General features: G+C 53.3%; 23 protein-coding genes. 10 read left to right on the forward strand and 13 right to left on the reverse strand.

The features are described 5' to 3' along the window. Window positions 1-54 precede the first annotated feature (54 nt). The 3 genes from argR to yhcN (ACKI5T_RS10405) all read left to right on the forward strand — a co-directional run bounded on the left by argR (window position 55) and on the right by yhcN (ACKI5T_RS10405) (window position 1,537). The gene (argR, locus tag ACKI5T_RS10395; RefSeq protein WP_015960652.1) at window positions 55-525 is read left to right on the forward strand and encodes a transcriptional regulator ArgR; all 471 of its coding nucleotides are present in this window, start codon (window positions 55-57) and stop codon (window positions 523-525) included. A 374-nt stretch (window positions 526-899) separates the two neighbouring features. Continuing rightward, the gene (gene yhcN / locus ACKI5T_RS10400; protein WP_235134153.1) at window positions 900-1,163 is read left to right on the forward strand and encodes a peroxide/acid stress response protein YhcN; all 264 of its coding nucleotides are present in this window, start codon (window positions 900-902) and stop codon (window positions 1,161-1,163) included. A gap of 107 nt (window positions 1,164-1,270) precedes the next feature. After that, window positions 1,271-1,537, forward strand: a complete 267-nt coding sequence (yhcN, locus tag ACKI5T_RS10405) for a peroxide/acid stress response protein YhcN (protein WP_015960654.1) — start codon at window positions 1,271-1,273, stop codon at window positions 1,535-1,537. 64 nt (window positions 1,538-1,601) lie between these two features. Here the strand turns inward: yhcN (ACKI5T_RS10405) and ACKI5T_RS10410 are convergent, their stop codons facing one another. The 5 genes from ACKI5T_RS10410 to aaeX form a co-directional block, all read right to left on the reverse strand. After that, the gene (locus tag ACKI5T_RS10410) at window positions 1,602-1,877 is read right to left on the reverse strand and encodes a barstar family protein (RefSeq protein ID WP_041689541.1); all 276 of its coding nucleotides are present in this window, start codon (window positions 1,875-1,877) and stop codon (window positions 1,602-1,604) included. Between the two features lie 47 nt (window positions 1,878-1,924). Next, a complete protein-coding gene (locus ACKI5T_RS10415) occupies window positions 1,925-3,379 on the reverse strand; it encodes an NAD-dependent succinate-semialdehyde dehydrogenase (RefSeq protein ID WP_407437271.1) in 1,455 nt (484 codons plus the stop codon). 88 nt (window positions 3,380-3,467) lie between these two features. Continuing rightward, entirely contained in the window at window positions 3,468-5,435 is a 1,968-nt protein-coding gene (aaeB, locus tag ACKI5T_RS10420; RefSeq protein WP_407437272.1) for a p-hydroxybenzoic acid efflux pump subunit AaeB, read from the reverse strand. A gap of 5 nt (window positions 5,436-5,440) precedes the next feature. Next, complete coding sequence (gene aaeA, locus ACKI5T_RS10425) at window positions 5,441-6,373, reverse strand: p-hydroxybenzoic acid efflux pump subunit AaeA (RefSeq protein ID WP_407437273.1); 933 nt, start codon at window positions 6,371-6,373, stop codon at window positions 5,441-5,443. Between the two features lie 7 nt (window positions 6,374-6,380). After that, complete coding sequence (gene aaeX, locus ACKI5T_RS10430) at window positions 6,381-6,584, reverse strand: p-hydroxybenzoic acid efflux pump operon protein AaeX (protein ID WP_133631587.1); 204 nt, start codon at window positions 6,582-6,584, stop codon at window positions 6,381-6,383. 179 nt (window positions 6,585-6,763) lie between these two features. On the opposite strand from aaeX, the gene aaeR reads away from it, so the two are divergent. Next, the gene (aaeR, locus tag ACKI5T_RS10435) at window positions 6,764-7,690 is read left to right on the forward strand and encodes an HTH-type transcriptional activator AaeR (RefSeq protein WP_235134155.1); all 927 of its coding nucleotides are present in this window, start codon (window positions 6,764-6,766) and stop codon (window positions 7,688-7,690) included. 37 nt (window positions 7,691-7,727) lie between these two features. Here the strand turns inward: aaeR and tldD are convergent, their stop codons facing one another. The 8 genes from tldD to csrD all read right to left on the reverse strand — a co-directional run bounded on the left by tldD (window position 7,728) and on the right by csrD (window position 19,994). Further along, window positions 7,728-9,173, reverse strand: a complete 1,446-nt coding sequence (tldD, locus tag ACKI5T_RS10440; protein WP_407437274.1) for a metalloprotease TldD — start codon at window positions 9,171-9,173, stop codon at window positions 7,728-7,730. A gap of 87 nt (window positions 9,174-9,260) precedes the next feature. Next, entirely contained in the window at window positions 9,261-13,058 is a 3,798-nt protein-coding gene (gene yhdP, locus ACKI5T_RS10445; protein ID WP_407437275.1) for an AsmA2 domain-containing protein YhdP, read from the reverse strand. 42 nt (window positions 13,059-13,100) lie between these two features. Next, the gene (rng, locus tag ACKI5T_RS10450; protein ID WP_015960663.1) at window positions 13,101-14,570 is read right to left on the reverse strand and encodes a ribonuclease G; all 1,470 of its coding nucleotides are present in this window, start codon (window positions 14,568-14,570) and stop codon (window positions 13,101-13,103) included. After that, entirely contained in the window at window positions 14,560-15,153 is a 594-nt protein-coding gene (locus tag ACKI5T_RS10455) for a nucleoside triphosphate pyrophosphatase (protein WP_059177289.1), read from the reverse strand. Before ACKI5T_RS10455 ends, rng begins: the two co-directional genes overlap by 11 nt. 9 nt (window positions 15,154-15,162) lie before the next feature. Beyond that, the gene (gene mreD, locus ACKI5T_RS10460; protein WP_015960665.1) at window positions 15,163-15,651 is read right to left on the reverse strand and encodes a rod shape-determining protein MreD; all 489 of its coding nucleotides are present in this window, start codon (window positions 15,649-15,651) and stop codon (window positions 15,163-15,165) included. Then, on the reverse strand, window positions 15,651-16,667 hold the full coding sequence (gene mreC / locus ACKI5T_RS10465) for a rod shape-determining protein MreC (RefSeq protein ID WP_015960666.1): 1,017 nt from the start codon (window positions 16,665-16,667) through the stop codon (window positions 15,651-15,653). Before mreC ends, mreD begins: the two co-directional genes overlap by 1 nt. Before the next feature lie 61 nt (window positions 16,668-16,728). Further along, the gene (mreB, locus tag ACKI5T_RS10470) at window positions 16,729-17,772 is read right to left on the reverse strand and encodes a rod shape-determining protein MreB (protein WP_000913396.1); all 1,044 of its coding nucleotides are present in this window, start codon (window positions 17,770-17,772) and stop codon (window positions 16,729-16,731) included. A gap of 281 nt (window positions 17,773-18,053) precedes the next feature. Then, window positions 18,054-19,994 (reverse strand): RNase E specificity factor CsrD, encoded by a 1,941-nt coding sequence (csrD, locus tag ACKI5T_RS10475; protein WP_407437276.1) that lies wholly within the window; start codon window positions 19,992-19,994, stop codon window positions 18,054-18,056. Between the two features lie 183 nt (window positions 19,995-20,177). Between csrD and ACKI5T_RS10480 the strand changes: the two genes are divergently transcribed. The 6 genes from ACKI5T_RS10480 (at window position 20,178) to accC (ending at window position 25,364) form a co-directional block, all read left to right on the forward strand. Next, window positions 20,178-21,152 carry an MDR family oxidoreductase gene (locus tag ACKI5T_RS10480; RefSeq protein WP_015960668.1) on the forward strand — a complete coding sequence of 325 codons (975 nt, stop codon included), beginning with the start codon at window positions 20,178-20,180 and terminating at the stop codon, window positions 21,150-21,152. A 77-nt stretch (window positions 21,153-21,229) separates the two neighbouring features. After that, entirely contained in the window at window positions 21,230-22,231 is a 1,002-nt protein-coding gene (gene msrP / locus ACKI5T_RS10485; RefSeq protein WP_407437277.1) for a protein-methionine-sulfoxide reductase catalytic subunit MsrP, read from the forward strand. After that, window positions 22,232-22,831, forward strand: a complete 600-nt coding sequence (gene msrQ, locus ACKI5T_RS10490) for a protein-methionine-sulfoxide reductase heme-binding subunit MsrQ (RefSeq protein WP_407437278.1) — start codon at window positions 22,232-22,234, stop codon at window positions 22,829-22,831. A gap of 234 nt (window positions 22,832-23,065) precedes the next feature. After that, entirely contained in the window at window positions 23,066-23,518 is a 453-nt protein-coding gene (aroQ, locus tag ACKI5T_RS10495; protein WP_202668338.1) for a type II 3-dehydroquinate dehydratase, read from the forward strand. Between the two features lie 21 nt (window positions 23,519-23,539). Then, window positions 23,540-24,004, forward strand: a complete 465-nt coding sequence (gene accB / locus ACKI5T_RS10500) for an acetyl-CoA carboxylase biotin carboxyl carrier protein (protein ID WP_015960672.1) — start codon at window positions 23,540-23,542, stop codon at window positions 24,002-24,004. A 10-nt stretch (window positions 24,005-24,014) separates the two neighbouring features. Beyond that, complete coding sequence (gene accC / locus ACKI5T_RS10505) at window positions 24,015-25,364, forward strand: acetyl-CoA carboxylase biotin carboxylase subunit (protein WP_059177282.1); 1,350 nt, start codon at window positions 24,015-24,017, stop codon at window positions 25,362-25,364. The last annotated feature ends 79 nt before the right edge of the window (window positions 25,365-25,443 follow it).

The following is a 25,443-nucleotide window of genomic DNA, read 5'->3' on the forward strand; positions in this document are numbered from 1 at the left end:
AAATTCATTTACATGCATAATGATGACATTCCATCGTCCTGAACAGGGTGACATATGCGAAGCTCGTCGAAACAAGAAGAATTAGTGAAAGCGTTTAAAGCGCTGCTCAAAGAAGAGAAATTTAGCTCTCAGGGAGAGATTGTCCTGGCCTTACAGGAACAGGGCTTCGAGAATATCAATCAGTCAAAAGTCTCCCGCATGTTAACCAAGTTTGGCGCGGTACGAACTCGCAACGCCAAAATGGAAATGGTTTACTGCCTGCCCGCAGAGTTAGGCGTGCCGACCACGTCAAGTCCCTTGAAGAATCTGGTTTTGGATATTGATTATAACGATGCGGTTGTCGTGATTCACACCAGCCCAGGTGCTGCGCAGCTGATCGCTCGCCTGCTTGATTCATTGGGTAAATCGGAAGGCATTCTCGGAACAATTGCGGGTGATGATACGATCTTCACAACACCTGCGAACGGTTTCTCGGTGAAAGATCTGTACGAAGCCATTCTGATGCTGTTCGAGCAAGAGCTTTAAACCGCTTCCCTGCTGTCAATGCAGCGGGGAACCTTCTGCCCCTTCCCCATTCCACCCCATATTGTTTTGCCCTTCTATTTTGCAATTAGTGCTTTATCCTGCTGTTTTTCATTCATCCAGTGAATGCCAAATCAACAAAGCGCACAAAAAATCAAAAACGAATATCACCATGATTTTATTGAACTTACAAAATAAAATGCCGATTATTTAACCATTTTTATTCATTTTGGTTATATCTTTTCAGCTATTTAACACCTAATAACATAGGAAATCATTAGCATGGCATTAATATTTAGCGTGACTAGTGTATACTTGATTTTGTGATGAGGGTCACGAAACGAAAGACCCCAATAAATTCGACGAGGTAAAGAATGATGAAAATTAAATCAACTGTAGCAGCACTGAGCGTTCTGTCTGTCCTGTCATTCGGTGCTTTCGCCGCCGACTCCATTAATGCGGATCAGGCACAATCCCGTCAGGCGATGGGCACCGTTTCAGTTGGCGCTATCGGGACTTCTCCGATGGATATGCATGAAATGCTGAACAAAAAAGCGCAAGAGCAAGGTGCATCTTCTTATCGCGTGATCGAAGCGCGTTCAGGCGATCACTGGCATGCGACTGCTGAACTGTACAAATAAGTTCAGCCCATACCGAACACTGTAATTATCGACTCAGCGGCACCAGGCATAAAAAAAGCAGCTTAATCCTTCTGGCCGTTGAGAAAACGTTATTGAGGAAAATGACTATGAAAACCAAATTAATCATCGCAACCCTTGGCTTAGCTTCCGTTCTCTCCTTCGGTGCCAGCGCTGCTGCACACCTGGTGAATTCCGACGAAGCGCAGAATCTGCAATCAATGGGTAGCGTATCGGTCACCGCCATTGGGGGCGCCCCAATGGATATCCGTCAGAAACTGGCAGCTAAAGCTGAGAAAGCCGGTGCCAGCAGCTATCGCGTGACTGAGTTAACTCAGGGCGATCACTGGCACGCCACAGCTGAGCTGTACAAATAAACCCTCGTCGTATCTCATCATACGACTTGCCCCTGACACGTTGTCAGGGGCTTTTTTATGCCCATCAGGAAGGCCGAACGTTAAAGCGTAATTGCCCCTGCAGCTCTTCTTCCGCTTCATCAAACAGCAGAATCAATGCGCCAAACCGTCGACGGAGTTTCTCCGGCAGATGGGTAAACTCGATCTCCAGCGGCATGGGCAATCCCCCGCTAACAATCACATCCCATAACGAATCCAGATTCGTGACTTTATCCCGCTCAAGTCCAAAAGTGCGTGAAAATTCATGCCAGAAGTCTTCCTGACTGTCGATTTCATCAAAATCAAACGTGTAGATATTCATTGCCGCCACCCCGTCCAGACAGACGACTTACGCCGCCCTGACGCTGATTATAATCCCCCGATATGCAGGGTTTTGACTTCCAGAAATTCCTCTAGCCCCAGCACCGATCCCTCGCGGCCCAGCCCTGACTCTTTCACACCGCCAAACGGCCCCAGCTCGGTCGAGACGGCGCATTCATTGATGCCAATCATGCCGCTTTCAATCGCCTGCGAGACGCGGAAAACCCGCTGCAGGTTTTGCGTATAGAAGTAAGCGGCCAGACCAAACGGCGTATTATTCGCACGCTGAATAACTTCTTCCTCCGAGGTAAAACGGAAGCACGCAGCAACGGGGCCAAACGTCTCTTCTTCGGCAAGTTTCATCCCTTCATGACAATCGCCAAGCACGGTCGGGAGCCAGAAATTGCCGCCCAACGCATGCGGTTTCCCCCCCGCCAGCACGGTTGCGCCTTTCGCGACGGCATCCTCGACGTGTTCACGCACTTTTTTGACCGCGGAAGGTTCAATTAATGGACCCACAATGACGCCCTCTTCCTGACCGTTCCCCACTTTCAGCGCCTCAACCGCTTCGGCGAGTTTTGTCACGAAGGTATTGTAGACAGATTCCTGGATATAGAAGCGGTTCACGCTAACGCACACCTGCCCCGCGTTACGGAATTTATTGGCAATCGCACCTTTCACAGCGGCATCGATGTCGGCATCGTCAAAGACGATGTAAGGCGCATTGCCGCCCAGCTCCATCGACACCTTTTTCATGGTTTCCGCAGCGTTACGCATGAGGGTTTTGCCCACCTCGGTAGAGCCGGTAAACGAGATTTTACGCACCTCGTGACTGGCCATAATCGCGTCGCTGATTTCATGGGTATTTCCCGCCACCGTATTAAGCACGCCATCCGGAACACCGGCTTTTTTCGCCAGCGATAACAGCGCGAATGCGCTAAGAGGGGTGTTATTAGCGGGTTTAATGACCCCGGTACAGCCTGCAGCGAGTGCCGGACCGAGCTTGCGGGTCAGCATCGCCATTGGGAAATTCCACGGCGTGATTGCCGCCACGACACCGATCGGCTCACGGGTTGCCAGAATGCGGGAGCCCGGTTTTACGGGCGGGATAATCTCGCCGTTGGCGCGTTTTGCCTGCTCAGCAAACCACTGAATAAAGCTGGCGGCATATTCCACTTCGCCCTCTGCCTCTTTTAAGGGTTTGCCCTGTTCCGTGGTCATCAGTTGTCCGAGCCAGCGTTTATTCTCGATAATTAATTCATACCAACGATAGAGGATCGCCGAACGCTCTTTCGCCGTTTTGGCACGCCATTCAGGAAAAGCGCGACTGGCTGCCGCGATGGCTTCTTCGGTCTCTTTTTTACCCGCCTTCGCCACTTTCGCGACCACTTCACCCGTTGCCGGGTTGAGCACATCAAAGGTGGTGTTCAGCGTTTTCCACACGCCATCGACCAGATAGCCGGTCTGGAAAAGCGCATTATCCTGAAGAGTTTGGGTGGTCATGTGTCCTCCTGATCTGGGTTTAAGAACCTGCCAGATTAAGTATAGCCACAAAAAAACCGACGCTTTTTGGCGTCGGTTTTTTCGGTGTTTAGCTATCGGTCAGGGCATTTTGATAGCGATGGAGGACTTCCGTTAGCCGTCGCACCGGTTCCGTCACCTGCGGGGAAGCGTCCCAGACGCGCAGTTTCTCCTGATACACGTTTAGCTCCTCCAGCAACTGACTAAAGTAGCGACGGCGTTTGTCATCGCTGGAAGCCGAAATAACGCGATCGGCCGTGTGGCGAAGCTGGCGGTGAAACGCCGACAAATCATCATTGATGGGCACCGGCGCATTACGCAGCCGCTGGTGGGCGATGATCATTGTCAGCGCCAGGCGAAATTTCGCGACATCGCCGGGGAATTTCGTCAGCAGTAAAAACAGCTGCTGATACAGCGCGGGCAGATGATTTTCTTTACGACGCGCGGTGTTCGTCGTCATCGCGGAAACGGCCGCAGAAACAAACTGGTTCAGCAGCACACGCCCGGTACGCGCCTGAGAATTATCACGCACCAGCAGGATCACCATCATCGCCAGAAAACAGCCCACCAGCTGGCCTAACGCACTGTCGAGGAACTGGCTAAAGTGAAACGTCATCGGGTTATCCAGCACCAGAATATTGATGGTACTGGCCAGCGCCCCGAGCGAGCCCAGCCGACGTTTCTGCACTTCAATCCCAATAAAGAACGCCAGTACCGCCAGGCTGATGCAGAGCAATAGCATACTTTGCTGAGTCGACGGGAGCACCACCAGGAAGTAGAACGCGCCGATGGGCAGTGCAGCGATAGCGCCGTAAAGGAAGTCAATTGCTACCATGCGTGGATTCGGCAGCCGCATCGCCAGCGAGGTGACAACGGCAATCATCACCATCGCCCCCGTCCCGGATGTCCAGCCGGTCCAAAGCCAGAATAAAGCGCCGAGCATACAGGCAAGCGTAGTACGCCAAAAGTTGATCATGGCATGGTGGCGTTCGGCCGATTCGGGCTTGATAACCACTTCACTCTGCAAAACGTCTTCTTCGATGGCGCTGATTTTGGTGTTACTCACCACGCCGCGTTTGAGCAGCAGAAAACGCGTCGCCGCGCCGACCCAGGTATAAATCGTCACCGGCGTATCGTGCTCGCCTGTCCAGGCCATCACCCGCCGCATACGTTTGAGCTGTCGATGCACATCCTGCACCGTTTCGACTGGCGCCTCAAACAGCTCGCGAAACGTATCCGTGACCACTTCCGGACGGGTGTTCTGGATAAGAAAGGTTTCGCACGCCTGGGTGATCAGCGTTAATGACACCGTATTGATGGCTTTCAGGCGTCGATTAGCACGTGACCAGCGCGAAGATTCCATATTGAGGTTGCTGCGCATCCCTTCCAGCGCAGCGGTACGCCGGACAAGCGCCCCCCAGGCATTGTCCATCTCCGCACTGTCGCCATGCTTTATGCACAGCTGCATGAGTTGGTACTGGGCAACAATAATGGCGTCGAGTTCACGGTCGACTTCTTGTTTAATGGATCGCGGCGAGAACAGCAGATCGGCAACGATCGCGCAGACGATACCCATCACGATTTCGCTGCAACGCTCGACGGCAAACTGCGGGGCCAGTAAAGGTTCAGCCTGAATCGTAATCACAATAATCAAGGCGGTGTAACCCGAGAGTCCCCAGGCATACGAGTTCTCCACTTTTACCAGCGAAGAAACCCACGTGCAAAAACCGGCCCACACACAACACACCATCAGCATCAGCAGTGGCGAACGAATCATCGTAATAATGATAACCAGCGCGGCCGCACAGCCGATAAAAGTCCCGACGATACGCAGCATGCCGCGATAGCGGATAGCACCGGAATAGGGCTCCCCCCCGGCGGCAAACGCCGGACCGGCCGCAACAAGCGCCGCTGTCAGCACGGCCCAGCGCGGTGTCTCCAGCTGAAAGTGGAAGCCCACAAACAGTGCCAGGACGATGGCGAATGCCAGCTTAACGGCGAAGCGAAGGTGCTGGCTGGCGATGGTAAAAATACCCATCGTGATTACCCAAACTCACGCAGGCGATGCGCGATTTTACGGAACAGAGAGTCGTTGCTGGCATTGCGATCTTTCTCGCCGGTAATGACTACCGTCGCCGTAGTCCCGGCGGGCCACAGATTTCCCTGCTCGTCATCCAGGCGAATACGCACCGGCACACGCTGCGCCAGGCGCACCCATTCTAAATTGGAATCTACTGTGGCCATGCCTTTGCTGTCGCGAGTGGCGCTGGAGTTGGTGACGCCCGCGGCAATGCTGTCCACCGTGCCTTTCAGCACACGGTTGCTGCCAAGCGGCGTGATTTCTGCGCGATACCCTGGGCGAACGCCCTCAAGCTTGGTCTCTTCCATATAAGCCAGAACGTAGAAGGAGTGCTGTTTGACCAGCGCCACTGCCGTTGAGCCGCGCGTAATAAACTCGCCCGTGTAGACGTTGAGGTTTGTCACCCAGCCATCCGAGGGCGCGCGGATGACCGTACGTTCCAGATCCAGTTTCGCCAGATCGCGGGTGGCTTCTGCTTTTGCCAACTGATGAAGAACGGTTTGCAGCAGGTTGTTCGACTGATCAATCTCTTCGCGAGACATCGCCTGAATGCCTAACTTGTTGCGACGCCCCGCCTCACGACGCTTTTCCGTGGCGAGCGCCTGATAATAGGCCACGTCTGCTTCTGACTCTTCTAATGCTTTCTGATAACGCGGCTGGTCAATCGTAAAGAGAACCTGATCTTTTTTGACCAGCTGATTATCACGCACGTTTACCGCTGTAATGAGGCCCGCCACATCAGGCGCAATCGCCACGATATCCGCGCTAAAGCGCGCATCACGCGTCCAAGGTGATTCGGTATAAAATACCCATGCGCGCGAGATGGCGATAAAGGCCAGAATAACCAGCACCACAGTAATGGCAGTACGGGAGATATTTCTTGTTAGTGTTTTCACATCTACCTCAGACAAACATGCGCGATATTAAGTAGAAAAGGCAGCAATACAGCGCGGTATTAAACAATGCAGGGTGCCAGACAAAATCGTAGATACCAGTCGGGGCCAGCACCTTACGCACCAGCCAGAAAATCGCCAGTGATAAAATCAGTTCGAAAAAAATCGGTGGGAAGGACAGACCAAACACCACGAAAACGGGAAACAGACTCATGTTGACCTTGATTATAGTGCGAGCAGGCGACTGAATTTTTTTTGCTCACGCCATCGCTGTAGGCAAGAAAAGCCGGGCGGGAATGGCGAAGCCGTTAACTCATTAATAATATTTTAACGTAACTGTTATGCTGTTATCTATAATATGTGATCTAAATCACTTTTAAGCCAGAGTGAACAATGGAACGTTTAAAGCGCATGTCCGTCTTTGCCAAAGTCGTCGAATTTGGCTCTTTTACCGCTGCTGCAAGGCAGTTGCAGATGAGTGTGTCATCCATCAGCCAGACGGTATCAAAACTGGAGGATGAACTTCAGGTCAAGCTGCTAAATCGCAGCACCCGTAGTATTGGGCTGACGGAGGCCGGTAAAATTTATTATCAAGGCTGTCGGCGCATGCTGCATGAAGTTCAGGATGTGCATGAACAACTTTATGCCTTTAACAACACCCCTATCGGCACGCTGCGCATCGGGTGTTCTTCAACTATGGCACAAAATGTCCTCGCCGGTATGACCGCGGAAATGCTGAAAGAGTACCCAGGGCTGACGGTTAATTTAGTTACCGGGATCCCGGCACCGGACCTGATTGCTGACGGGCTGGACGTCGTGATCCGCGTCGGTGCGCTCCAGGATTCCAGTCTTTTCTCCCGTCGCCTGGGCAGTATGCCCATGGTCGTCTGTGCCTCAAAAAATTATCTGGTGCAATTTGGTGTCCCGGAAAAACCTGCGGATCTGAGCAATCATTCATGGCTGGAATACAGCGTGCGGCCGGACAACGAATTTGAGCTGATCGCGCCAGAAGGCCTATCAACCAAACTGCTGCCGCAGGGACGGTTTGTGACCAACGATCCGATGACGATTTCTCGCTGGCTGGTGGCCGGTGCGGGGATCGCATACGTGCCGCTGATGTGGGTGATCAATGAGATCAACAGCGGTGAACTGGAGATCCTGTTCCCGCGTTATCAGTCGGACCCACGCCCGGTCTACGCGCTGTACACCGAAAAGGACAAGCTGCCGCTGAAAGTTCAGGTGTGCATTAACTATCTGACCGATTATTTTGTGGAAGTGGCGGAGTTGTATCAGGGAATGCGAGGGCGAAGAAAAGAGTAATAAAATGCCCTCCGTAGAGGGCATGAACAATCAGCGATCAGGCTGTGCCGCCGACCGTCAAACTGTCGACTTTCAGCGTCGGCTGGCCCACGCCAACCGGCAGGCTCTGGCCTTCTTTACCGCAGACGCCAACTCCTTTATCCAGTTTGAGATCGTTACCGACCATTGAAATCTGCTGCATCGCTTCGATTCCGGAACCAATCAGCGTGGCACCTTTCACCGCTTTGGTGACTTTGCCTTTCTCAATCAGATACGCTTCGGACGTTGAGAAGACAAATTTCCCGGAGGTGATATCCACCTGTCCGCCACCAAAGTTTGGCGCGAAGATACCGTAATCAACGGATTCGATAATCTCCTGCGGCGTTGATTTACCCGCCAGCATATAGGTGTTGGTCATGCGCGGCATCGGCAGATGCGCGTAAGATTCACGACGGCCGTTCCCCGTTGGCGCAACGCCCATCAGACGCGCGTTCAGTTTGTCCTGCATGTAGCCTTTCAGCACGCCATTTTCGATCAGCACGTTGTACTGCCCTGGCGTCCCTTCATCATCAATAGAGATGGAGCCGCGACGATCGGCCATGGTGCCGTCATCAATAATGGTGCACAGCTCAGAGGCCACCAGCTCACCCATCTGACCGCTAAATACGGACGTGCCACGACGGTTAAAGTCGCCTTCAAGACCGTGACCGACCGCTTCGTGCAGCAGAACGCCTGGCCAGCCCGCGCCCAATACCACTGGCAGCGTGCCCGCAGGTGCCGCGACCGCGTTCAGGTTAACCATCGCCATACGAACGGCTTCTTTTGCCCATGCATCCGCACGCACTTCGCCATCTTCGTCGGCCAGGAACCACTCGTAGCCAAAACGCCCGCCGCCGCCGCTGGAGCCGCGCTCACGTTTGCCGTCATCTTCTACCTGCACGCTAACCGACAGACGAACCAGCGGGCGCACATCTGCCGCCAGCGTGCCATCCGTTGCCGCAACCAGAATCAGTTCGTACACACCGGTTAAACTGGCCGAGACTTCCTGCACGCGTTTGTCTGCCGCGCGCGCCACTTTGTCCACACGGCGCAGAATATCCAGCTTCTCTTCACGACTCATGCTTTGCAGCGGATCGATGCTGGTGTACAGCGCGGTATGTTGTACTTCACCCAGCGTTTTGACGCGACCATCACCGGTTTCACGGACAATAGTACGTGCCGCCTGTGCGCTCTGTTGCAGCGCCGACAGGCTAATCTGATCGGCATAGGCAAAACCGGTTTTTTCACCGCTCACGGCGCGAACGCCAACGCCCTGGTCGATATTATAAGAGCCATCTTTAATGATGCTGTCTTCTAAAACCCAGGACTCATGATAGCTCGACTGAAAATAGAGATCGCCGTAGTCGAGACGACGCTCGGTCAGTTGGGCAAGAATGGAGAACAGATCCTGATGACTCAGGCCGTTCGCTGCGAGCAAATGTTCACTTACCAGGTTCAGACTCATCGTTTTGCTACTCGTTCGTTGCCGCCCGGTGGGCGGTATAAAAGATCAATATAAATGAGAGTGAGGCAATATATCGCCCGCGTCAAATCATTGCTGTGCATCTTTGCGGGGCTGGCGAAGCACCTCGTTAATTTGTGGTTTATCCACTGGGCCGGTAATTCGATAGCGCAAAATTGAGACTTTGCCCCACAGAGGTCCCAACACCTTACTGGCGGCGAAGACCGCAGCCCCCACAATCGGGTTAACCACAAATGCGGCCGCCACGCCGACGGTCGCGGAGATTTCAGGTGCGACCACCGCTTCCATATTCAACTCGCGACGCACCAGATCGACAGAGCCTTTCATGGCGATATCCGCTTCCAGACCGTCGACCAGCGTGTCATCTGTATGCAGGACACCGTCTTTAATCCACGAGGTGCTGCGAATGGAATCATAGTAGAACCCTTCGCTGAAGGTGTCGCTAAAGTCAAAGCGCAGTTTACGCAGCAGTGCGTCAAAGCTCAGCAGACGCAATATCTGTCCGGCGTGCCCGGTGCTGACATCGGCGATTTCACCTTTGCCGAGATTAACTTTCACGATGCCGTTTAGCGACGCTTCGTCCGGTTTCCACGGCTGGGCGCGCCAGTGCAAATCGTAATTGGCATCAAAAGAGGAACCTCTCACCGGCGTGCTGACGCCAAAGAAATCAAAGGCGCTATCCAGTTTGCTTCCCTTGATCTGACCTTTCAGGGACGTGCGCTGTTCGCCAGGACCATTCACCCACTGACCATCAGCTGTTAAACGCCCAAAGCCCGTGTCGATGAGGCCGCCGGAAAGACTCAGCGTATTGCCCGCGATCGCAAAGTCACCGTCAATGCGGCCATATTTTTGCCCCATCAGCCAGCACTCAGCGCAGCGCAACTGCAGATCCGGCCAGCCACTGAAGTCCACTTTTGTCACTTCGGAGAGGGGCGCAGGTATGCTGGGATCTGCTTTTGGCGAAACCGTTGTCGGGTTGTAATAAAGATAACGAATCGCAGCCTGCCACGGCGCGTTGTCGCGCATCGTCAGCGTACCGTTGATCTCACGCCCCTGCGCGTCGACTTTCGAGCCGTTCACTGTCGGTTCAGAAACAATACTGAGATTATTCCACTGCTGTCCGCCCAGCGTCAGCGCCGGGGTACGCACGGTCACTTTTTGCGGGAATTGGGCAGCGTCACCGACATTTTGCCCGACGCCACGATTAAATATCGCCAGCCACTCCGCGCCATCCAACGCCGGTAAATTCAGTTCTACACCCGACTGCTCAGGCAGCGGCGGGATGGTACGGCTGTCCGTCGTCCAGATGGCGCGATCGAGCGTCAACTTACGGCCCAGGAGCCAGCGGCTGTTAAAGTGGTTTTTAGCGTCAGCGTTGCCGCTTAGCGCAAAACTGTTCAGATCGCCGTCGACGTTTATTTTCATCGGCAGCGCCTCGCCCGCACGCTTGTTGAGCGGAGCTGGTAAGTGACTGCTTACATTCTTGAGATCGCCGGTGATATCGACCTTATAGCGCGCGCCAGAATGATACGGCAGATCAATGCCCACTTTGCCATTCCACGCCACCGAGCCATCAATCGACTCAGCGATAGGTTTTGGCAACACATCCATTTTTGACGGCTGCCAGTTGGCATTCATATTGACGGCCACCTGATACGCTTTCTCACCCTCTGTAGTTGAGAAATCCACGTTCAACGGCTGATTAAACCAGCTCGCTTTTAGCGGTTCACTTTTCAAATTGCCGTTCACAAAGCTGAATTTCCCGCTCAGGTTTTTCAGCGTGCTATTGAGCGGCTTGATGAACAAGCTGTTGTTATTCAGCACGACGTCGCCTTCAGCGGTCGTCTTTTCACCATCCAGAGGGATATTAAGATGCAGGCGGGCATTCACATCGCCATCAATCTGCAACTCTTTCAACGCCGCAGCCAACGAATCGTCCAGCGGTGTCTCTTCAAAGTAAGGACCCACGGCTTTACCCGGCCCGTTGATATCCGCGTCGATCAGCAGCTTTTCTTTGGAATAATCCGGGATCACGGCAGTTAAATTGCTGGCCGTCACACCGCCCAGCGCGACGCTGTCGGTTTTCATCCACAAGCCGTCATTGAGGAAATTCAGCTCAATATTCAGATTTTTGAGCGCTGGCCAGTCGGGCTGGAAGGCAAATGTGGCGTTACGCAGCGGGACCAGAATCTGGAACTGGCCTTCGTTATGTTTGTAAGGGAAAAGATGCGGATTCCCACCATACACCAGCGTGGCGTTATCGGCCTGTCCGCCCTGAATCGCGCCGCTCAGGTAGTCCACCAGCGCTTTACCCATCAGATTTTCCGGGAAATAACGCCAGGCCTGGCCACCGTCATCAGTGCTGATCCCGGCAAGAATACCCAGCCAGGGTTCGTCGCCTTCTGGCTGCAAATAACGGAAATTACCCGCCGCACGGACACCCGTGGCTTTCACATCGATGTCACGCCCATCCAGTTGAAAACCTTTATCGTTTTTCAGCCAGTTGAGCGTGGCAGACCCTTTTTCGATCTCCAGAGGCGCGCGGAAAACCGTCTCGTAAGGCATTTTGGCGTCATTCATTTGCACCGTGAGTCGGCCATTTTCAACGCCGCCCTCAAGCGTTCCAGAAAAGTGTTCTGCACCGGGCAGAAGCTTCCATTGCTTCCAGGAGAGATTTTTCCAGGATGCCTGGAATCGGGTCTTTTCTGTCGCCTGCAGGGGAATATCGAGCGCCAGCTTATCAATCTGCCCGCTCGGCTGCGTGGCTTGCCAGACATCGCCCAGTGAAGCGGATATTCGGTTTGCGATTGGGCGCAGGCCTTCGAGGTCAGCCAGCTCAAGATTACTCGCACGAATACGCAGTTCATCGCTGCGCTTATTATCAACGCCACCGACTTCCTGCTCAGGGATCCACGCCATGGTTAACGCGCCACGCGGCCAGGCTTTGCCATCCATCGTAATGCGCGTATCAGGAATAGAGAATTGCCAGTTGGCCCCCTGACGCGTGATATGTGCGGTCAGGTTATCGACAGACATATCATGGGATTGATTGTCGCCTTTCCACGCCGCGCCACCCTGCTTGAGCCAGACATCACCCGCCGCAATATCGCCATCCGTCAGGGTGAGCCAGCCTTCAAGGCTAAAACGCGCACGCTCCAGCGCGACGTTATCCTGCATCCATTTGCCCAACCACGGCTTGACGTCGACGTCATCCGCCTGCAGCCACACGCGGCCACTGTTCAGCAAACCATTATCATCACGCAGATCCATTCGCACCTGCATGATGCCGTGTTGACCGGTCAGGCTGGAGAGATTGACCTGACCCTCAGCGCGGTGACGATCTTTACCGTTCAGCCAGGTGAGCTGCGGGATCGCCAGTTCTGCACGTTGACCTGACAGCGTAATAAAGCTGATTTCACTGTCACGCAGATCGAAATGATCGAACTGGCGTAGGAACAGATCGCTGATACGGTTGGTTTCGATTCCTTTGCTGTCGCTGTTGCGCAAAGGCGTATTGGTCAGAAACTGGAGTTGATAAAAGGTGAGATCGCGAAACTGCCAGCGCATGTGCAGCAAGCTTTGCCAGACATCCAGCGCCAGCGTGACACGTTTGATTTTAAGATAGCCGCCGTCTGGCAGCGCGGCGTTAATGTCGCGCGCATCCAGCGTCGGGCCAAAATTTTGCCAGTTCGCGCTGAGCTGGCTGACATCCACCGGAACGCCGGTGGCACGTTCGATTTTTGCCAGCACCTGCGGGCGCCAGCTATCCAGATGGGGCAGAACGAGGCGCAGCCCGCTCACGAGCAACGCCACAATGACGACAAGCGTTGCCCCTGTAAGCAGTAAAATTCCTGGCAATCGCCTCACGCATCTCTCCTTGTCAGCCGTTCTCTTGCAGCGTCGCTGCGTTTACATCATGACCACATCAAACTGCTGCTGATTATAGAGCGGCTCAATTTGCACTTTGACCTGTTTGCCGACAAAGATTTCCACTTCCGCCAATGCGTGCGACTCTTCGCCTTTCAGTGCTTCTGCCACCGCAGGGGAAGCATAGACCAGAAAACGATCGGAGTCGTAGGCGTGATGAACGCGAACGATTTCACGCATGATTTCATAACAGACGGTTTCGACGGATTTAACCGTGCCGCGCCCGTTACAGGTTGGGCATACGTTGCATAACACATGCTCAACGCTTTCGCGCGTGCGCTTGCGGGTCATCTCCACCAGGCCAAGCTGCGAGAAACCATTAATACTGGTTTTGACACGATCTTTACTCAGCGCCTGCTCCAGGGAATGCAGGACGCGACGACGGTGATCTTCATTACTCATATCGATAAAATCGATGATGATAATGCCGCCGAGATTGCGCAGGCGCAGCTGGCGTGCGATCGCCTGGGTCGCTTCAATATTGGTGTTGAAAATCGTGTCGTCAAGATTGCGGTGACCGACAAACGCGCCGGTGTTGATATCCACGGTGGTCATCGCTTCGGTCTGATCGATGATCAGATAGCCACCCGATTTCAGCTCGACTTTGCGCTCCAGGGCGCGCTGGATTTCGTTTTCGACATCAAAGAGATCGAAAATCGGCTGACGTCCAGAATAGTGTTCCAGCAGGCCCGGCATCTCAGGGATGTATTCGGCAGTAAATTCCAGCAACGCATCATACGTCAGACGAGAGTCGACGCGAATTCTGTCGAGCTGCGCATCGGCAAAATCACGCAACACGCGTTGGGCCAGCGCCAACTCGCCATACAACTGATAACGGGTCTGGTTGCGCTTTTTACGCTCCATCACTTTGGTCCAGACGCGTTTCAGATAGGCCGCATCTGAGGCGAGATCCTCTTCGCTGATCCCCTCTGCCGCCGTACGAATAATGAAACCGCCCTGCTCATCACAATACGCGCCAACCACCTTTTTCAGGCGTTCGCGCTCGTCCTCACTCTCAATGCGCTGAGAGACACCTACGTGCGATGCGCCCGGCATAAAGACCAGATAGCGAGAAGGTAAAGTGATGTCTGTCGTGAGGCGTGCGCCTTTGGTGCCGAGCGGGTCTTTCACCACTTGCACCATTAAATCCTGACCCTGACGGACCAGTTCGGAGATATCACGAACGGTAAACTGTTTTTGCTCTTCGCCCGCCACGCATTCGGTATGGGGCATGATGTCTGAGGCATGCAGAAACGCCGCTTTATCAAGACCAATATCTACAAATGCCGCCTGCATACCCGGTAGTACACGACTGACACGACCTTTGTAGATATTGCCTACTATTCCGCGTCGCGCTTCGCGCTCAATATGAATTTCCTGAAGAATGCCGCCATCTATATAGGCCACTCGAGTTTCCGATGGCGTTACGTTCACCAACAGTTCAGCCGTCATAATTATCCCTTCCCTCACGCAGTGAGTTAAAATTGCTTAGCAACTCATACGTTTCCACCAGCGGTAAGCCGACTACGGCGTGATAGCTGCCATTGATCTTCCTGACAAAACAGCCACCCAGCCCTTGAATACCGTATGCACCTGCTTTATCCATAGGTTCACCGCTGGCGATATACCCGGCGATTTCCTCATCGGTAAGCACTCTGAATGTGACGTCCGTTACCACCAGGCAATCCAGCACGTTCTGGCTGTCCGCCAGCGCAACGGCTGTCATCACCTGATGTGTTTGCCCGGATAGTTTACGCAGCATATGTGCCGCATGTTCAGCGTCACGCGGTTTCTCGAGCACTTCACCGTTAAAAATCACGATGGTATCTGCCCCCAGCACCGGTAAGTCTCGCGGCGTTTGCGCCACACCAGCCTGTGCTTTTTCTCGCGCCAGACGGGACACATACTGCTGCGCGCTTTCGCCTTCGGCCCGTTTTTCTTCAATACCGGTGACGATACGTTCAAAAGAGACACCCAACTGAGTGAGGAGCTCCTGACGGCGCGGGGAACCAGAGGCAAGATATAAAGACGTCATAGAAACCTTTTATTGCACGGCAAACTGCTGGCGAATTTTGCGCATCAGCAGGAACAACCACGGCCAGAGCACACCGTTAACTACACTACTCCAGAACACTTCCGGTCGGAAAGAGACGTTGATCACTAAAAACTCAGCCCAGAAAACAATGATATCCGCGGCAAGCGACAACAACATCACTACCAGCGCCTGTTGCCAGAGCGCGAGGTTTCGGAAAAGCTGGAATTTCAGTGCGACGAGGTACGCAATAATACTCATGGACAAGGCGCGCACGCCAAGCGTTGAGCCACTAATGAGATCCAGTATGGCACCCATCACAAATCCTGTGCCCACATTTACGCGGTGCGGCAGTGCAAGGGACCAATACAGTAAAATGAGCAGCACCCAGTTTGGCCGGAAAACGAGAAGGTCGTCCGGCCAGGGCATGACTTGCAGCAACAGTGCGATGAAGAACGAGAGCCAAATAACCCAACGACCCTGACTACGATAGCTTGCCACTACTGCCCTCCTGAGGAGAGTTGCGGCGGCGGTGGCGCATCAGACGTTGGCTGCGTTAATCCGGTCGCAGGCGCTGGTACGGGCGCAGGCGGCCCCATCGAATCAGGCGCGGGCAGTACCTGTGGCATCATTTGCATCAGACGCTCATTGGCCACGCGGTGGACATCTTCCGGCGTCATCGGGTTGGTGCCATTACGATCGGCACCCCACAACAGCAGAAGATAACGCAAGCGCTGTAAACCTGCCGTCGGGCGAGCCTGAATGACAGTATAAGCGCGTTGTGTATCCAGTTTAACTGAAGAAACCACGGCTACCGGATAGCCTTCAGGGAAGCGGCCACCCAGACCGGACGTCACGAGTACGTCACCCACGCGAATGTCGGTGTTGGCAGGCAGATGTTCGAGCTGTAAGTCGTCCGTGCAACCGTTACCGGCCGCGATAATACGAATATCGTTACGCAGCACCTGAATCGGCAACGCATGCGTCGCATCGCAGATCAACAGAACGCGGCTGGTTAACTTCGCCACCGCCACGACCTGACCCACAACGCCTTTATCACTGATAACGGGCTGGCCTTCGTAAACACCATTCACGCTGCCTTTGTCGATCACCACCTGATCGCTGTACGGATCGTTAACGGTGGAGATCACCTGCGTCACCATTTTCTGCTCATCCTGACGCAGCGGCGAACCCAGCAGTTCACGCAGACGGGCGTTTTCCTGACGATACTGACCCAGCATCAGCAGTTCGCTGTTTTTCAGCAGCAGTTCCTGGCGTAAGGCCCGGTTTTCGAGTTCGAGTTGATCGCGCGAAGACAACGTTTGAGAAACGCTATCGAGTAATTCACGGGGACCATTAGATACAAAATAGAAAGGGCTGACGGCGGTATCCATGTATGTTCTGATTTGGCTGAACATACCAAGGCGACTGTCGGCGATGATGACTCCAAGCGCTACCAGAACCCCCAGGATCAGGCGAAACTGCAGCGACGGGCCACGGCTAAAAATTGGCTTCATAGGCTATGCGTATTCTCGCGTCAGAGAGAAAGGGTAGCGACCGCTACCCTTTCACACCCGACTACTCTTCGCTGAACAAGTCGCCGCCGTGCATGTCGATCATTTCCAGCGCCTTGCCACCACCACGGGCTACGCAAGTCAGTGGATCTTCTGCAACTACGACAGGAATTCCTGTCTCTTCCATTAACAGGCGGTCGAGGTTACGCAGCAGCGCACCACCACCGGTCAGAACCATACCGCGCTCGGAGATGTCGGAAGCCAGTTCTGGCGGGCACTGCTCCAGCGCAACCATCACCGCGCTCACGATACCGGTCAGCGGCTCTTGCAGCGCTTCCAGGATTTCGTTGGAATTCAGGGTAAAGCCACGCGGAACACCTTCAGCCAGGTTACGACCACGAACTTCAATTTCGCGGACTTCGTCGCCAGGATAAGCGGAACCGATTTCGTGCTTAATTCGCTCTGCGGTGGCTTCACCAATCAGAGAGCCGTAATTACGGCGCACATAATTAATAATGGCTTCATCAAAACGGTCACCACCGATACGAACAGAGGAGGAATACACCACGCCGTTCAGGGAGATAACCGCCACTTCCGTTGTACCGCCACCGATATCCACGACCATGGAACCTGTCGCTTCAGAAACCGGAAGACCGGCACCGATTGCGGCAGCCATTGGCTCTTCAATCAGGAAGACTTCACGCGCACCGGCACCCTGAGCAGACTCACGGATCGCACGACGTTCAACCTGAGTCGCACCCACCGGCACACAAACAAGCACGCGCGGACTTGGGCGCATGAAGCTATTGCTGTGAACCTGTTTGATGAAGTGCTGAAGCATTTTTTCGGTGACGAAGAAGTCAGCGATAACGCCATCTTTCATTGGGCGGATCGCGGCGATGTTGCCTGGGGTACGACCCAGCATCTGCTTCGCATCATGTCCTACGGCTGCCACACTTTTAGGGGAGCCGGCACGATCCTGACGAATGGCCACAACGGAAGGCTCATTCAATACGATGCCTTGTCCTTTAACATAAATCAGGGTATTCGCAGTACCCAGGTCAATGGACAGGTCATTGGAAAACATGCCACGAAATTTTTTCAACATACTAAGGGATAATCCTGAAAGCTGGGGCGGAAAAATAAAATCCGCTTACTTTACCAACCACACGCAGCAGCGACAAGGCGCAAAAATCATCTGCTACGGTGAAAATTAGTGCAGCACGTTTCCTAATGTTACAAATGTATCACCTGATTCCATCAGGGCTGAGTCAACAGCTGCGTCCCTCACTTCCATTTGCAACACTCAAGGTCGTTCACTGGCGTTTTGCTCGTCATACTCAAAGCCACAGGCGCGATATTCTACGTGAAAACAAATTAAACGGCAGGTCAAACAGAGTATCTTTGCAAATATTTTTTCACATTGCTGTCAAGCGGCTGAGAGGACGCAATAAAATCTCCTTGACCACCCGCCACACCGCGCTCCGTCAACATCTGCCATTCACTCCGTGAACGTATGCCCGTGGCGAAGACTTGCGTCTGCGTACCCTTGCAGGCTTCGACCAGACTCTGAACCAAAAGCTGGTTTTCTGCTCGCTTTTCAATATTCCTGACCAGCCCCGGGTGCAGCTTCAAAAGTTCGACATCCAATTCTTTGATCCAGCTGGTACTGACTAGGGTTAAACCCGCTTGTGTCACCGCGATGCGTACACCAAGCGCATTCATCAAACGGACCACAGGCTGTAAGCGGCTGATATGTTGACAGACATCTGCCTCTGCAAGTTCAAAAATAATACGTTTACGTTGCGATTTTTCGCATTGCATTAAAACATCACGCAGCCAGCGCTGAAAACGCGGGCGAATCAGCGACTCAACCGTAACCTGTAATGCCAGATTTTCTTCAGGCCAGAAAGATAAAAATGGGATAAGGCGCGTGATTTGTTGACGGTCGTATTCTTCAGAGAGACCAAACTGTAACACCATCGGCAGATATTCGGCCGAAATGACCTCTTCGGTGCCGTCGAAGATGCGACACATTAATTCGCGGTGATGAACCTGCCCGTTTCGCAGAACCGCTGGCTTCTGATAAATTCGGGGTCCGCCTCGGCTCAGCATTTGCTCAATAAGTGTACGCCAACGAACGTTTCCGCGCCCTTTTTCTGGCAGAGAATCATCATAAATCGCCCAGCTATTTGCCCCCTGCAGCACAGCGTTGCGCGTTGCCGCTTCGGCATGCTCCATTACCTGTTGAGTCTGCTGCCCGCCACGCCATGCGCAAATCCCGATATGGACCATATCATCGCGATCGAGCATTTTGGTCTGCGGCAGTGCATCAACCGCCTTCAGTAGCTGGCTGGCGATACTTTCTGACTCTTTCAGCGTGCGATGCGGTAACAGTACGGCGAAATCGCTGCGGTGATAGCGCGCCAGTAACGCGCCGGGGTAGCGCATAATAAATGTCGATAACAGATTAATGAGCGTGAAGAGGTGATCTTCTGCCACCGAGCGGCCCCAGGTATCGCGCAGCAAATCGAAATCGGGCAGGCGAATGATCATCACCACCCCGTGCGCGCCGACCTTTTCGGGATCTTCCAGAAGCGTTCCCAGTTGATTATCAAAGAAAAGCCGGTTGTTTAGACCGGTTTTATTATCCTGAGCGGCATAGGATCGAATCAGCGTATCCATCCGGCTGCGCTGTTCGCTGGCAAACTGAATTTCAGAGAGCAACACATCAAGCGCACTGCTGGTACGCGACGGCCATTCATAGACAGAGCCGCGCACTTTCGCGCCTCGCTCACCGTTTAAAATGCGCAGGGATCGCGATTCCAGTAGCTCCTGCCCCGAAAGCTGGCGTCGCAGCCAGCGCACCGCCAGAAAAATCAGGATCACCATAAAGCCCACCGCGAAGGTCAGCGGCGCGGTAGTCATCAGCGAACGGAAATAATTGGCCATCGGGTCCTGATAGACCAATCGGATAGACGTGCCTGGGCTTTTTAATGATTGCACCGTGAGTTCGCGGTACTGCCGGAGCGTGCCCGCCGGGCGATAGCTACTTTGCCGTGCATGGCTGAGGACAACTTTGCTCCCCTGCAGGATGTCGATGTGGACGATATCGACCGGCACCATCAGTTCATCAAGCTGCTGCGAAAGCGCGGGAAGGGTTGATGTCACGAGCCGCGTGTCGATGACGGACGCCACTGACTGCACGCGATTCGTTAGCTTGTCCTGAATGGCGTTATAAAAACTGAGCGAACAGCCTATCAGGGTGACAAATATGGTTAACCCCGTCAGCAACGTAATAAAAGCCGAAAATTTCGTCGTTAATCGCATCCTTGAGATTACTCCGCTGGTTGATGGGGGGCGAGTGAGCACTAACTTGCATGTCTAGTGCGGCATACTAGCAAACCTGATATATCTGGCAATTTATTGCGTTAAATCGGCATAGCGTTTCAATGAGCGAGTATAGTCTTCAGAAATTATTTTCCAATCACCATGCTTAGCGAGGATACCTGTATGCAGGCATTGATCTTAGAACAACAAGACGGCAAAACCCTGGCTTCGGTTCAATCCATCGAGGCTACCCGCCTGCCCGAAGGCGACGTCACCGTTGACATTGACTGGTCCAGCCTGAATTACAAGGACGCGCTCGCCATTACTGGCAAAGGTAAAATCATCCGAAACTTTCCGATGGTTCCTGGAATCGACTTTTCGGGTCATGTTCACGCGAGTGAAGATCCGCGTTTCCACGTTGGGCAGCAGGTGCTGTTAACGGGCTGGGGCGTGGGTGAAAACCATTGGGGTGGACTGGCTGCACAAGCCCGCGTCAAAGGCGACTGGCTGGTGCCAATGCCAAAAGGCATGGATGGTCGCAAAGCGATGATCATCGGTACGGCTGGCTTTACCGCGATGCTGTGCGTGATGGCGCTGGAAGACGCGGGAATTCGCCCCGAATCAGGTGAAATCGTGGTAACCGGTGCAAGTGGCGGTGTAGGCAGTACCGCCGTTACTCTGCTGCACAAATTAGGCTATCAGGTTGCTGCGGTTTCCGGTCGCGAAAGCACGCATGACTACCTGCGTTCACTCGGTGCAAACCGCATTCTGGGCCGCGAAGAGTTCGCTGAAACCCGCCCGCTGGAAAAACAAATCTGGGCAGGCGCGGTGGATACCGTGGGCGACAAAGTGCTGGCAAAATTACTTGCGCAGATGAACTACGGCGGATGTGTCGCCGCTTGCGGTCTGGCGGGTGGTTTTGCACTGCCAACTACCGTCATGCCATTTATTCTGCGTAATGTGCGTCTGCAAGGTGTGGATTCCGTGATGACACCAGCAGCACGCCGCACACAGGCCTGGGAAAGACTGGTCCGTGACTTACCTGAATCGTTCTACACCCAGAGCGCGACTGAAATCCGTCTCGAACAGGCACCTGAATTTGCCGAAAAAATCATGAACAACCAGTTCCATGGCCGTGCGCTGGTCAAGATTGCCTAATCTTCAATTTTTCGTGACATATTCGCGATAACCTCACTCCTCCGTCATGCTTATAAAAACGCATGACGGAGAGTGCCATGAAAACCAGAAAACTGACGGAAGCCGACGTAACGTCCGAATCTGTCTTTATGTTACAGCGCCGCCAGATCCTCAAGATGCTCGGTATCAGCGCCACCGCGCTTTCCCTTTCCCCCACCGCTCATGCCGACTTGCTTGATTGGTTTAAAGGCAATGACCGCCCCAAAGCCCCCTCCGGGCAGCCGCTGGATTTTACCCAGCCCGCGCAATGGCAGAACAAACTGGCGCTGACGCCGGAAGATAAAGTCACCGGTTACAACAATTTTTATGAATTTGGCCTGGATAAAGCGGACCCTGCCGCCAACGCAGGCAGTATGAAAACCGATCCCTGGACGCTTAAAATCGACGGTGAAGTGGCAAAACCACTGACACTGGATCATCACGATTTAACCACCCGATTCCCGCTGGAAGAGCGCATCTACCGCATGCGCTGCGTCGAAGCCTGGTCGATGGTGGTGCCATGGGTTGGCTTCCCGCTGCATAAATTGCTGGCGCTGGTTGAGCCCACCAGCAATGCAAAATATGTCTCTTTCCAGACGCTCTACTCGCCGGAGCAGATGCCGGGACAAAAGGACCGGTTTATCGGCGGTGGTCTGGAGTATCCCTACGTGGAAGGGCTTCGTCTGGATGAAGCCATGCACCCGCTGACGTTGCTAACCGTAGGCGTGTATGGCAAGGCGCTGCCCCCGCAAAACGGCGCGCCTATCCGCTTAACCGTGCCGTGGAAATACGGCTTTAAGGGCATCAAATCGATTGTCAGCATCAAACTGACGCGCGAGCGCCCGCCTACGACGTGGAATTTGGCCGCCCCTGACGAATATGGATTTCTTGCGAATGTGAATCCTCACGTCGATCACCCTCGCTGGTCGCAGGCTACGGAGCGTTTTATCGGATCCGGCGGTGCGCTGGATGTGAAACGCCAGCCGACATTGCTGTTTAACGGCTACGCGGATCAGGTCGCGTCTCTCTATCGGGGCATCAACTTGCGGGAGAATTTCTAAGTGCGTTTAACCGCAAAGCAGATTACCTGGCTAAAGGTGATTTTACACCTTGCCGGTTTGCTTCCTTTTATATGGCTATTCTGGGCGGCCAGTCAGGGCTATTTCAGTGCCGATCCGGCCAAAGATATCCAACATTTTACCGGCAGGATGGCTCTGAAATTTTTGTTGGCCAGCTTGCTGATTTCACCCCTGGCGCGCTACGCTAAACAGCCGTTATTGATCCGAACTCGCCGCCTTTTAGGCTTGTGGTGTTTTGCCTGGGCAACGCTCCATCTGACCAGTTACGCGCTGCTGGAACTGGGGATTAATAATCTGGCATTGCTCGGAAGCGAGCTGATATCGCGTCCTTATTTAACGCTCGGTATTGTAAGCTGGGTCATATTGTTCGCGCTGACGTTAACCTCAACGCAGTATGCGCAGCGAAAATTAGGCAGACGCTGGCAATTTTTGCATAACTTCGTCTATCTCGTTGCGATCCTGACGCCGATACATTACCTGTGGTCAGTGAAGATTTTATCACCCCAACCTGTCATCTATGCTTTGCTCGCACTCGGGCTTCTGGCATGGCGTTACAAGAAGTTCCGCCAGTGGTGGCAATAGTCCGCTAAACTGTGCGTTTTCCCGCAGAAACCCTATCAACCGCGAATCTTTTTGGCTTTGCGGTTGATAATCTTCCCTGATAAGACCAGTATTTAGCTGCCAAATGCTACGAAATCGTTATAATGTGCGACTTTGGTTTTCCTGACAGGGGTTTTTAGCCTCTGAAAAGGTGACAATTGCGCGTTGAAGGTATATTTTGTTTTTTACCCGAGATTCGCAGGAGATAGCGGCACAATGGCTGATAAATTCCACATCTTAGTTCTGAACGGACCGAACCTGAATATGCTCGGAACCCGTGAGCCGGAGAAGTATGGCTCTTTGACATTGAGTGAAATTGTTAACCGTCTGAGTACGGAAGCGGCATCACTTAATGTGGAACTGGATCATTTTCAGTCAAATGCGGAGTACGCAATCATCGACCGAATTCATCAGGCTAAAGACACTGTGGACTATATCCTGATTAATCCGGCCGCGTTTACGCACACCAGTGTTGCTATCCGCGATGCACTGCTTGCGGTGAGTATCCCGTTTATCGAGATCCACCTGAGCAATGTGCATGCCCGTGAACCGTTCCGCCACCATTCATATCTGTCTGATATCGCCGCTGGCGTTATCTGCGGACTTGGTGCTGACGGTTATTCATACGCTTTACAGACAGCGGTAAAACGCTTGTCACAATCACACTAAACAAGAGTACGGAACCCACTCATGGATATTCGTAAGATTAAAAAGCTGATCGAGCTGGTTGAAGAATCAGGCATCTCCGAACTGGAAATTTCTGAAGGCGAAGAGTCTGTACGCATCAGTCGTGCTGCGCCAAATGTTGGCTATCCAGTCATGCAGCAAGCATATGCTGCACCTGTGATGCAACAACCTGCTCTGTCTAACGCAGTCGCTCCGGCAGCAGAAGCGCCGGTTGCTGCAGCAGCCGAAATCAGTGGTCACATCGTACGTTCCCCAATGGTTGGTACTTTCTACCGCACCCCGAGCCCGGACGCGAAGGCGTTCATCGAAGTGGGTCAGAAAGTCAATGTAGGCGATACCCTGTGCATCGTTGAAGCCATGAAAATGATGAACCAAATCGAAGCAGACAAGTCTGGTACTGTGAAAGCGATTCTGGTCGAAAGTGGTCAGCCGGTAGAATTTGACGAGCCGCTGGTCGTCATCGAGTAACGAGGCGAACATGCTGGATAAAATTGTTATCGCCAACCGCGGCGAGATCGCACTGCGAATCCTTCGTGCCTGTAAAGAATTGGGCATCAAGACTGTTGCTGTGCATTCAAGCGCGGATCGCGATTTAAAACACGTATTACTGGCGGATGAGACGGTCTGTATTGGTCCGGCTCCGTCCGTAAAAAGTTATCTGAATATCCCGGCAATCATCAGCGCCGCTGAAATCACCGGCGCGGTGGCAATCCATCCGGGTTATGGCTTCCTCTCTGAGAATGCCAACTTTGCCGAGCAGGTTGAACGTTCTGGCTTTATCTTTATCGGCCCGAAAGCAGACACGATTCGCCTGATGGGTGACAAAGTCTCTGCTATCACCGCGATGAAGAAAGCTGGCGTGCCAACGGTTCCTGGTTCCGACGGCCCTCTGACCGACGATATGGATGCTAACCGTGCCCATGCTAAACGCATTGGCTATCCGGTTATCATCAAAGCGTCCGGCGGCGGCGGCGGTCGTGGTATGCGCGTTGTACGTAGCGATACCGACCTGGCGCAGTCCATTGCCATGACCAAAGCTGAAGCGAAAGCAGCTTTCAGCAATGACATGGTTTACATGGAAAAATACCTGGAAAACCCACGTCACATCGAAATTCAGGTGTTGGCTGACGGTCAGGGTAACGCTATCTATCTGGCTGAACGTGACTGCTCTATGCAGCGTCGTCACCAGAAAGTCGTTGAAGAAGCACCAGCACCAGGCATCACGCCGGAACTGCGTCGCTACATCGGCGAGCGTTGCTCTAAAGCGTGCGTGGATATCGGTTATCGCGGTGCAGGTACGTTCGAATTCCTGTTCGAAAACGGCGAGTTCTATTTCATCGAAATGAACACCCGTATTCAGGTTGAACACCCTGTCACCGAAATGATTACCGGCGTTGACCTGATCAAAGAACAGCTGCGTATCGCTGCGGGTCAGCCGCTGTCCATCAAGCAGGAAGAAGTGATCGTCAAAGGCCATGCGGTAGAGTGCCGTATCAACGCCGAAGACCCGAACACCTTCCTGCCAAGCCCGGGTAAAATCACGCGTTTCCACGCGCCGGGCGGTTTTGGCGTGCGTTGGGAATCTCATATCTACGCTGGCTATACTGTGCCGCCGTACTATGACTCAATGATTGGCAAGCTTATCTGTTATGGCGAAAATCGTGATGTGGCCATTGCCCGCATGAAGAACGCCTTGCAGGAACTGATCATCGACGGTATCAAAACCAACATTGATCTGCAGGTTCGTATCATGAATGACGAGCATTTCCAGAACGGTGGAACGAACATCCACTATCTGGAGAAAAAACTCGGTCTTCACGAAAAATAAGACTGCATTCTCATTAAAAGGCCGGAGATTCCGGCCTTTTTTATTTGTGGGGATCGCCAGGACCCATCATGTACAATCC

Origin of the sequence: Lelliottia sp., assembly GCF_045627565.1 — a bacterium.
In the GTDB taxonomy this organism is placed as follows: domain Bacteria; phylum Pseudomonadota; class Gammaproteobacteria; order Enterobacterales; family Enterobacteriaceae; genus Enterobacter.

What these genes read in the sequence shown, in the direction of transcription:
- argR (WP_015960652.1), top strand. Translation starts at nt 55, where the DNA reads ATGCGAAGCTCGTCGAAACAAGAAGAATTAGTGAAAGCGTTTAAAGCG.
- yhcN (WP_235134153.1), top strand. Translation starts at nt 900, where the DNA reads ATGAAAATTAAATCAACTGTAGCAGCACTGAGCGTTCTGTCTGTCCTG.
- yhcN (WP_015960654.1), top strand. Translation starts at nt 1,271, where the DNA reads ATGAAAACCAAATTAATCATCGCAACCCTTGGCTTAGCTTCCGTTCTC.
- ACKI5T_RS10410 (WP_041689541.1), bottom strand. Translation starts at nt 1,877, where the DNA reads ATGAATATCTACACGTTTGATTTTGATGAAATCGACAGTCAGGAAGAC.
- ACKI5T_RS10415 (WP_407437271.1), bottom strand. Translation starts at nt 3,379, where the DNA reads ATGACCACCCAAACTCTTCAGGATAATGCGCTTTTCCAGACCGGCTAT.
- aaeB (WP_407437272.1), bottom strand. Translation starts at nt 5,435, where the DNA reads ATGGGTATTTTTACCATCGCCAGCCAGCACCTTCGCTTCGCCGTTAAG.
- aaeX (WP_133631587.1), bottom strand. Translation starts at nt 6,584, where the DNA reads ATGAGTCTGTTTCCCGTTTTCGTGGTGTTTGGTCTGTCCTTCCCACCG.
- aaeR (WP_235134155.1), top strand. Translation starts at nt 6,764, where the DNA reads ATGGAACGTTTAAAGCGCATGTCCGTCTTTGCCAAAGTCGTCGAATTT.
- tldD (WP_407437274.1), bottom strand. Translation starts at nt 9,173, where the DNA reads ATGAGTCTGAACCTGGTAAGTGAACATTTGCTCGCAGCGAACGGCCTG.
- rng (WP_015960663.1), bottom strand. Translation starts at nt 14,570, where the DNA reads ATGACGGCTGAACTGTTGGTGAACGTAACGCCATCGGAAACTCGAGTG.
- ACKI5T_RS10455 (WP_059177289.1), bottom strand. Translation starts at nt 15,153, where the DNA reads ATGACGTCTTTATATCTTGCCTCTGGTTCCCCGCGCCGTCAGGAGCTC.
- mreC (WP_015960666.1), bottom strand. Translation starts at nt 16,667, where the DNA reads ATGAAGCCAATTTTTAGCCGTGGCCCGTCGCTGCAGTTTCGCCTGATC.
- mreB (WP_000913396.1), bottom strand. Translation starts at nt 17,772, where the DNA reads ATGTTGAAAAAATTTCGTGGCATGTTTTCCAATGACCTGTCCATTGAC.
- csrD (WP_407437276.1), bottom strand. Translation starts at nt 19,994, where the DNA reads ATGCGATTAACGACGAAATTTTCGGCTTTTATTACGTTGCTGACGGGG.
- ACKI5T_RS10480 (WP_015960668.1), top strand. Translation starts at nt 20,178, where the DNA reads ATGCAGGCATTGATCTTAGAACAACAAGACGGCAAAACCCTGGCTTCG.
- msrP (WP_407437277.1), top strand. Translation starts at nt 21,230, where the DNA reads ATGAAAACCAGAAAACTGACGGAAGCCGACGTAACGTCCGAATCTGTC.
- aroQ (WP_202668338.1), top strand. Translation starts at nt 23,066, where the DNA reads ATGGCTGATAAATTCCACATCTTAGTTCTGAACGGACCGAACCTGAAT.
- accB (WP_015960672.1), top strand. Translation starts at nt 23,540, where the DNA reads ATGGATATTCGTAAGATTAAAAAGCTGATCGAGCTGGTTGAAGAATCA.
- accC (WP_059177282.1), top strand. Translation starts at nt 24,015, where the DNA reads ATGCTGGATAAAATTGTTATCGCCAACCGCGGCGAGATCGCACTGCGA.